The 7,500-nt window shown below is 63.1% G+C and carries 1 protein-coding gene, 2 rRNA genes and 3 pseudogenes (1 of these 6 cut by a window edge); 3 read left to right on the forward strand and 3 right to left on the reverse strand.

The annotated features are described in order from the left end of the window. Nucleotides 1–1,643: 1,643 nt before the first annotated feature. The 3 genes and pseudogenes from Q2K20_RS12525 to Q2K20_RS12535 all read left to right on the forward strand — a co-directional run. Nucleotides 1,644–1,904, forward strand: a pseudogene (locus tag Q2K20_RS12525) (IS3 family transposase); the annotation flags it as partial. 55 nt (nt 1,905–1,959) lie between these two features. Beyond that, on the forward strand, nt 1,960–3,111 hold the full coding sequence (locus Q2K20_RS12530) for an IS30 family transposase (RefSeq protein ID WP_317176827.1): 1,152 nt from the start codon (nt 1,960–1,962) through the stop codon (nt 3,109–3,111). A gap of 14 nt (nt 3,112–3,125) precedes the next feature. Beyond that, nucleotides 3,126–4,049, forward strand: a pseudogene (locus Q2K20_RS12535) (IS3 family transposase); the annotation flags it as partial. Between the two features lie 114 nt (nt 4,050–4,163). Here the strand turns inward: Q2K20_RS12535 and Q2K20_RS12540 are convergent. The 3 genes and pseudogenes from Q2K20_RS12540 to Q2K20_RS12550 all read right to left on the reverse strand — a co-directional run. After that, nucleotides 4,164–5,424, reverse strand: a pseudogene (locus tag Q2K20_RS12540) (IS256 family transposase). A 689-nt stretch (nt 5,425–6,113) separates the two neighbouring features. Then, nucleotides 6,114–6,230 (reverse strand): 5S ribosomal RNA (gene rrf, locus Q2K20_RS12545). Nucleotides 6,231–6,321: 91 nt separating this feature from the next. Beyond that, nucleotides 6,322–7,500 (reverse strand): 23S ribosomal RNA (locus tag Q2K20_RS12550); it runs 1,918 nt beyond the window's last position.

Below are 7,500 nucleotides of genomic sequence, written 5' to 3' on the forward strand. Positions count from 1 at the left end.
ACGGTGGCGACTCGGCCCGATCCCTTGGCCACGGACAGGGAGATCAACTGCCCGTCAGCAGGGAATTACGTGTCCGCCTACAGGGAGATTGGCTTGGCCGCTAGCACTTGGGCACGCCGGCGGCGTAACCGACCTGGGAGAGCAGTCGACACGATCCGGGGTCCACCGGCACCGGACCGCAATCGAAGAACCGGTGCATTCGTGAGTTCTCGGGACAGAGGATCTCAGCCTTCCGGGCTGTAGCCATGCGGCCGACCTGGTCGGGCATGCGGGAGGTACTCGATCGGGGTGCCGGCGTCTCGCTTGAAGCAGAGCTGGTCGGCCGTCTGCGACCCGTTCCGCGGCATCGGCTGGTACCGCGTGAGGGATGTCCCGCGCGCGAATCTGCTCGTCGGTCTGAGTTGTACGCGTCTCCCGCGCGCCGACCACAGACATGCTGGGCCCAACCACACTGATCGACCGCGGACGATCTTCCGTGACAAGTACGTCTGACACATCGCGACCGACGACACACCAAATGCCGGGGGAGGCCAGAGACGGTTTCGGAACACCGAGGTCTGCCGATCTGGAGACCGGGCGTGCCCGCCCTGGAAGCCGCACTCGACGACTCCTGGGAGACCCGACTCGAGAGCGTGCAGGCATTCGTCCGATCACTTGCCACGACGATAGACGTAGAGATCTGAGAGAAACCAGCATTCTCCGCGGTGTCGGTTGCACCGCGAGGTGGTCTGCACTGCGACCGTTCATCCGACCGGTCGTGATCATGGACCGCGCTGCGCTCATTCATGACGCTGGCGCCGATGATGCCGTCGGGCGAGAACGATCCGCGGTCACCGGGATCCGGGTCACCCGTCTCGTCGGCCCCGTAGTCCCCCGATCCGAATGGGAGCCGCGACCGGGACGCCGACCACCGGCACACCCACCCCCAACCCATCACGAGGGTGGGGCCAAATCAAAACAGCACAGCGGGGCCAATTGGGCTTGACCCTTGTCATTCTCAGGAACACGGCTGATACGCACGTACCATCGCCATGGCCCTCGAACTGGACCTCGATTCGGCCGAGACAGCCCCCGTGCGATGCGATTGCTAGCCCGGTGAGCTCGCCGTCCTCGGTGCTGAAATGTGGACCGGCGACTGCCTTCGTCCGATCCTGCAATGACGATCCCACGCGCGTCCCGGGGGTTCAGCCCGCCGTCACCGACCGCTGATCATGAGTCCGCGTTCTGCGCCGAGGGCGAGGGCACCGTCACGCTGCCGCCCGAGATCGGCTCGGCGGGCGCCCTTCTGGTGGCGGAGAGGGAGTCGAGGATAGAGGCGGCGCCAACATCAGTCCCGGCGGAATCTACATCCACAAAAGCGGTCCCTGCGCTCCCGTCCAGCCCGGCATCGAGCAGGGGCTCGAGCAACGCACCACTGTCCGCCGACTTCCCCATCCCATGTCCAGTGGGCCGTTCGGGAAAAGGAACACCGTTGTCCCTCCGCGCCGATCGGATCCCCTCGATCTCGGAGTCGCGGACGCTTCCGATCCATGGTTCTCTGAGCAAATCTCCCCGATCGGGGTTTACGAGGGAGTTGGCCTGCTGCGGTGATCTCGGACGGTGGACCCTCTTAAGTGAGGGGCCTACCGAAATGAGATCCAGCAGTGAGTGCATCACGCAGGCGGTTCAGCCAGGAGTTCAAGGATGAGCTGTGCCAGGAGGTCATCACGACTTCGAAGACGATCAAGGACGTCGCGGTGGCCTACGGCGTGGGCCCCGAGACGTTGCGGAACTGGTTGAACAAGTACCGGCAGGCCCACGGCGGTACCGAGACCGAGGTGACGCTCGATGAACGGGCACGACTCAAGGAGCTGGAGCGGGAGAACTCCGAACTCCGCGCCGAAACGGCGTTCCTGAAAAAAGCAGCCTTAGACTCAAACCGTCAACGCAACACCAAGCAATCTATGGTGGAGGTGGACGATGGCTAAGATTGGCCGGCCCGGACTGCCGCCGGAGGAACGGCAGCGGGTCTGGGATATGTGGAAGGCGGGGTCGTCGATCAGTGAGATCTCGCGATCGGTCGACTCGCCGCCGGGTTCGGTGTTTTCGATCCTGCGGCCCAAGGGCGGGATCTATCAGTCGCCGCAGAAGCGCCGGGCGGGGACATTGAGTCTGTCCGATCGGGAGGAGATCTCCCGCGGTCTGGCGGCGGGCGACTCGTACCGCCAGATCGGTCGCCAGCTGGGACGGCCTGCGTCAACGATCTGCCGAGAAGTCGGGCAGAACGAGGGTAGGGAGCGCTATCGCGCCATCGACGCAGACGACCGCGCCTGGCGCCGGGCCCGGCGTCCTCAGAAGCCCAAGCTGGCCACGAACCCTGTACTGCGAGGCTACGTCGCTGCACGACTGAAAGAGGAATGGTCTCCGGAACAGATCGCTGGTCGGCTGAAGAAGCAGTACCCAGCCGGGTCGCGGATGCTGATCTCGCACGAGGCGATCTATCGGTCGCTGTACATCCAATCCTGGAATGTGCTGGACAAGTCGTTACAGAAGCAGTTGCGCACCGGCAGACCGATTCGTCGCGCGGTCAGCAACACCACCTCCGGCCAGTGGCGCTCGCAGATCAAAGACGCCGTGTCGATTGATGCCCGTCCAGACGACGTCGCGGACCGCGCTGTTCCAGGTCACTGGGAAGGCGATTTGATGATCGGATCGGAGCAGTCCCAGATCGCCACGGTCGTGGAACGCTCCAGCCGCTACACCTGCTTAGTCCAGGTCGACTCACGCCATGCGTCCTCTGTTACTGAAGGACTGTGCCGGGAGCTGTCGGCGCTCCCGGAGACGATGTCTCGCTCCCTGACGTGGGACCGCGGCATGGAGCTGGCCGGACACAAAGACGTCGCCGCCGGCACCGGGATCAGCGTGTACTTCGCCGACCCACACTCGCCCTGGCAGCGCGGCACCAACGAGAACACCAATCGCTGGCTTCGTCAGTATTTTCCGAAGAAGACAAGCATGAACGGCTACTCCCAGGCTGACTTGCACCGAATCGCGGAGAGATTGAACAACCGGCCCCGGAAAACCCTCGACTACGACACTCCCGCCGAACGCTACGCCGCCCTGTTGCATTGACGATTTGAATCCAAGGCGGCTTACTTCGCGCGGGAGCAGCGACCGTGAGCCGATACGAGTACATCGACTCCTGCAGGAACGACCCGTCCGAGACCAACCCGCTCTACAAGATGTGCGCCTGGCTGGCCGTCTCGACCTCCGGGTTCTACAACTGGCTCTCGCGCCCGACCTCGGCCACAGCTGCCCGCAGACAGGCGCTCACGGCCAGGGTGAGGCACTTCTTCGCCGCCACTGACGGCACGTACGGGTATCGGCGGATTCACGCCGACCTGGTCGACGAGGGCACCCAGTGCTCCCAGGAGTTGGTGCGTCAGATCATGCGCTCCGAGGGCCTGGTGGCCTGCCAGCCGAGACCATTTCGGGTGACCACCGAAGCCGACGACGCTGCTGCAGCCGACATGCCTGACCTGCTCGAACGCGATTTCACCGCCGAACGACCTGGGGTCAAGTTCGTCGGCGACATCACCTACATCCACACCTGGCAGGGGTTCGTGTACCTGGCGACGGTGATCGACTGCTACTCCAAGAAAGTCGTGGGCTGGTCGATCGCCGACCACATGCGCACCGAACTGGTCGAGACCGCTTTGAAGAACGCCGCCGCGACGACGGTGATCGAACCGCGGGCGATCTTCCATTCCGACCGCGGCAGCGTCTACACCTCGGGCGACTACCGCAAGCTGGTCAAGGACCTGGGGATGCGGTCGTCGATGGGCAGAACGGGCGTGTGCTGGGATAACGCGATGGCCGAGTCGTTCTTCTCGGCGCTGAAGAACGAGCGTGTCCACCGAACCGCCTACGCCACGAAGCGGCAGGCCAGGCGCGACGTCATCAGCTACATCGAGGGGTTCTACAACACCCGACGGCGCCATTCAGCGCTCGGCTACAAGCGCCCGAACGAGGTGCACTACGCTGACCTCCAGCCGGCAACGGCAGCGTAGAGAAACCATCAACTCCGCTGTCCGAAATCGACGCGGCAGGTCAAGTGTCGTCAGGGCCCCCCGGGGTCAAGCCCCTAGAAGTGGTGTAACTGAATTGTGATCCTTCGTTGGTGATCAGGCGGGTAGTTGCATCAGTGCATCAGTGGTCACCTCCGTCTGCGAGCTGGTGTCGGTGTCGGTGGTCAGGGTGAGTCGGCAGCGGCCCAGGACTTCGAGTCCGAGGTATCGGCGTCCTTCGGCCCATTCGTCGGTCTGCTCGGCAAGGACGGCGCCGATGAGGCGGACGATGGCATCGCGGCCCGCGGAAGATGCCCACGACGTCGGTGCGGCGGCGGATCTCTCGGTTGAGCCGCTCGGTGGGGTTGTTGGACCAGATCTGTCGCCACACGTCGTCGGGGAACACGGTGAAGGCGAGCAGGTCCTCGCGGGCATCGCCGAGGTGCTCAGCCACGTCGGGCAGTCTGCCTTCGGTGTACTCGAGGAGCCGGTCGAACTGCTCGTGCACCGCGGTGTCGTTGGGCTGGTCGTACACGCTGTGCAGCATCGCCTTCACGGCCGGCCACATGGACTTGGGGCACACCGCCATGAGGTTCGCCGAGTAGTGGGTGCGGCAGCGTTGCCACGCGGCTCCCGGCAGGTTCGCCGCAATCGCCCCGACCAGCCCGGCGTGGGCATCGGAGGTCACCAGCCGCACCCCGCCCAGGCCGCGGGCAACCAGGTCGGCGAAGAAGGTGTTCCACGAGGCCGTGGTCTCACTGGTGGCGACCTGTATGCCCAGTACCTCGCGGTGGCCGTCGCCGTTGACGCCGGTGGCCAGCAGCACGGAAGCCTTGACGACCTGCTTGTTCTCGCGGACCTTGATCGTCAACGCATCGGCGGTGACGAAGGTGAACGGCCCGGCCTCGTCCAGGCGGCGGTGCCGGAACGCCGCGACCTGCTCGTCCAGGTCCTGGGCCATGCGTGAGACCTGCGACTTGGACAGCGAGTCGATACCCAGGGTCTTGACCAGCTTGTCCATCCGGCGGGTAGACACCCCGGCCAGATAGCAGTCGGCTACGACGGTGATCAGCGCGGACTCGGCCCGCTTGCGGCGCTCGAGCAGCCACTCGGGGAAGTAGCTGCCCGAGCGCAACTTCGGGACGGCGACGTCGACGGTGCCGACCCGCGTATCCAGGGGCCGGTGGCGGTAGCCATTGCGGTGGTTGGTGCGCTCAGCCGAGCGGGCGTTCCACTCGGCGCCGCACACAGCGTCGGCATCGGCGGAGAGCAGTGCGTTGATCATGGTCTGCAGCAGCTCGCGCATCAGATCCGGCGACGCGTCAGATAGGGCTTGGCCAAGCAGGCCTGCAGGGTCGACAATATGGGGTGCGGTCATCGCGATGACTCCTCGAGGATTCTTTAGACGGTTGACTCGAAAGATCACGCGGTGGCCGCTCTACATCCGTCAACGACACGGATGTCGGAGACGATCTCGGCCACCGAGTTACACCACTCTATGGGGCACTACTCCCCCCGGTTCGGCGAGGTGCCACGCTCGATCGATAAGTAGCGACCTCGCCGACGCCCTCTGGTGCCCCGGGCCATCCCTGCATGGAACAACTGCCTACTGCCGGATCCTCGCCAGGCGACGGTGCGACGAACCGCAAAGCGCCCAGCCTTGGCGGACATCAAGCACGGATAGTCGTTCAGACGCCTCCGGTAGTAGAGCAACCGCGGGAAATGAACACGATCTCTGAGGCGTCGCTCGGAGGCCAGGACAGTGTCCGTTCTTCGACCGCACCGCCAGTTGGAGACGAACCCCTGCATCCGGCGATTAGTGGCGGCCGGTGAATGTTCCGGGGACGTCGGATGAGTATCCGAATTGGCGGGTGCCGTTGTCGGGTCCCGGTGGTGAGGTGGTGGGTGTGGAGCAGTTGCGGGGTTCGTTGTTGGCGCGTCGGGTGATGGGTGCTGCCGGCGGTCGGGTGGGGTGAGGGCCGGGCTGGTGGTCGGGGTGTTGTGGGTGGAATGACGAGAGCCCCGAGTCACCGGTGAGGGTGATTCGGGGCTCTCGTGTGAAGTTGTGTTCGGCGGTGACCTACTCTCCCACACCCTCACGAGTGCAGTACCATCGGCGCTGGCAGGCTTAGCTTCCGGGTTCGGAATGGGACCGGGCGTTTCCCTGCCGCTATGGCCGCCGTAACTCTGTGAAACAAGGCCCACGTGTTTTTGCGTGGGTGTGTTGTTTCAGATACTGCACAGTGGACGCGTTGCGATTCTTTAGGGGCTGTTTGTGTGTAAGCCCTCGGCCGATTAGTACCGGTCACCTGCACGCATTGCTGCGCTTCCAGTTCCGGCCTATCAACCCCATGGTCTGTGGGGGGCCTTAACCACGCGAAGGTGGTGAGAAACCTCATCTTGGAACAGGCTTCCCGCTTAGATGCTTTCAGCGGTTATCCCTTCCGAACGTAGCTAACCAGCGATGCTCCTGGTGGAACAACTGGCACACCAGAGGTTCGTCCGTCCCGGTCCTCTCGTACTAGGGACAGCCTTCCTCAAGTTTCTTACGCGCGCGGCGGATAGAGACCGAACTGTCTCACGACGTTCTAAACCCAGCTCGCGTGCCGCTTTAATGGGCGAACAGCCCAACCCTTGGGACCTACTCCAGCCCCAGGATGCGACGAGCCGACATCGAGGTGCCAAACCATCCCGTCGATATGGACTCTTGGGGAAGATCAGCCTGTTATCCCCGGGGTACCTTTTATCCGTTGAGCGACACCGCTTCCACTTGCCGGTGCCGGATCACTAGTCCCGACTTTCGTCCCTGCTCGACGTGTCAGTCTCACAGTCAAGCTCCCTTGTGCACTTGCACTCAACACCTGATTGCCATCCAGGCTGAGGGAACCTTTGGGCGCCTCCGTTACTCTTTAGGAGGCAACCGCCCCAGTTAAACTACCCACCAGGCACTGTCCCTAACCCAGATCATGGGCCGAGGTTAGACGTCCAATACGATCAGAGTGGTATTTCAACAACGACTCCACACACACTGGCGTGCATGCTTCACAGTCTCCCACCTATCCTACACAAACCGAATCGAACGCCAATACCAAGCTATAGTAAAGGTCCCGGGGTCTTTTCGTCCTGCCGCGCGTAACGAGCATCTTTACTCGTAGTGCAATTTCGCCGAGTCTGTGGTCGAGACAGCAGAGAAGTCGTTACGCCATTCGTGCAGGTCGGAACTTACCCGACAAGGAATTTCGCTACCTTAGGATGGTTATAGTTACCACCGCCGTTTACTGGGGCTTAAATTCTCAGCTTCGCCTTGCGGCTAACCGGTCCTCTTAACCTTCCAGCACCGGGCAGGCGTCAGTCCGTATACATCGACTTACGTCTTCGCACGGACCTGTGTTTTTAGTAAACAGTCGCTTCTCTCTGGTCTCTGCGACCACCCCCAGCTCAGATCGCAAGGATC

The organism is Dietzia sp. IN118 (genome assembly GCF_032905965.1).
Taxonomy (GTDB): Bacteria; Actinomycetota; Actinomycetes; order Mycobacteriales; family Mycobacteriaceae; genus Dietzia; species Dietzia kunjamensis.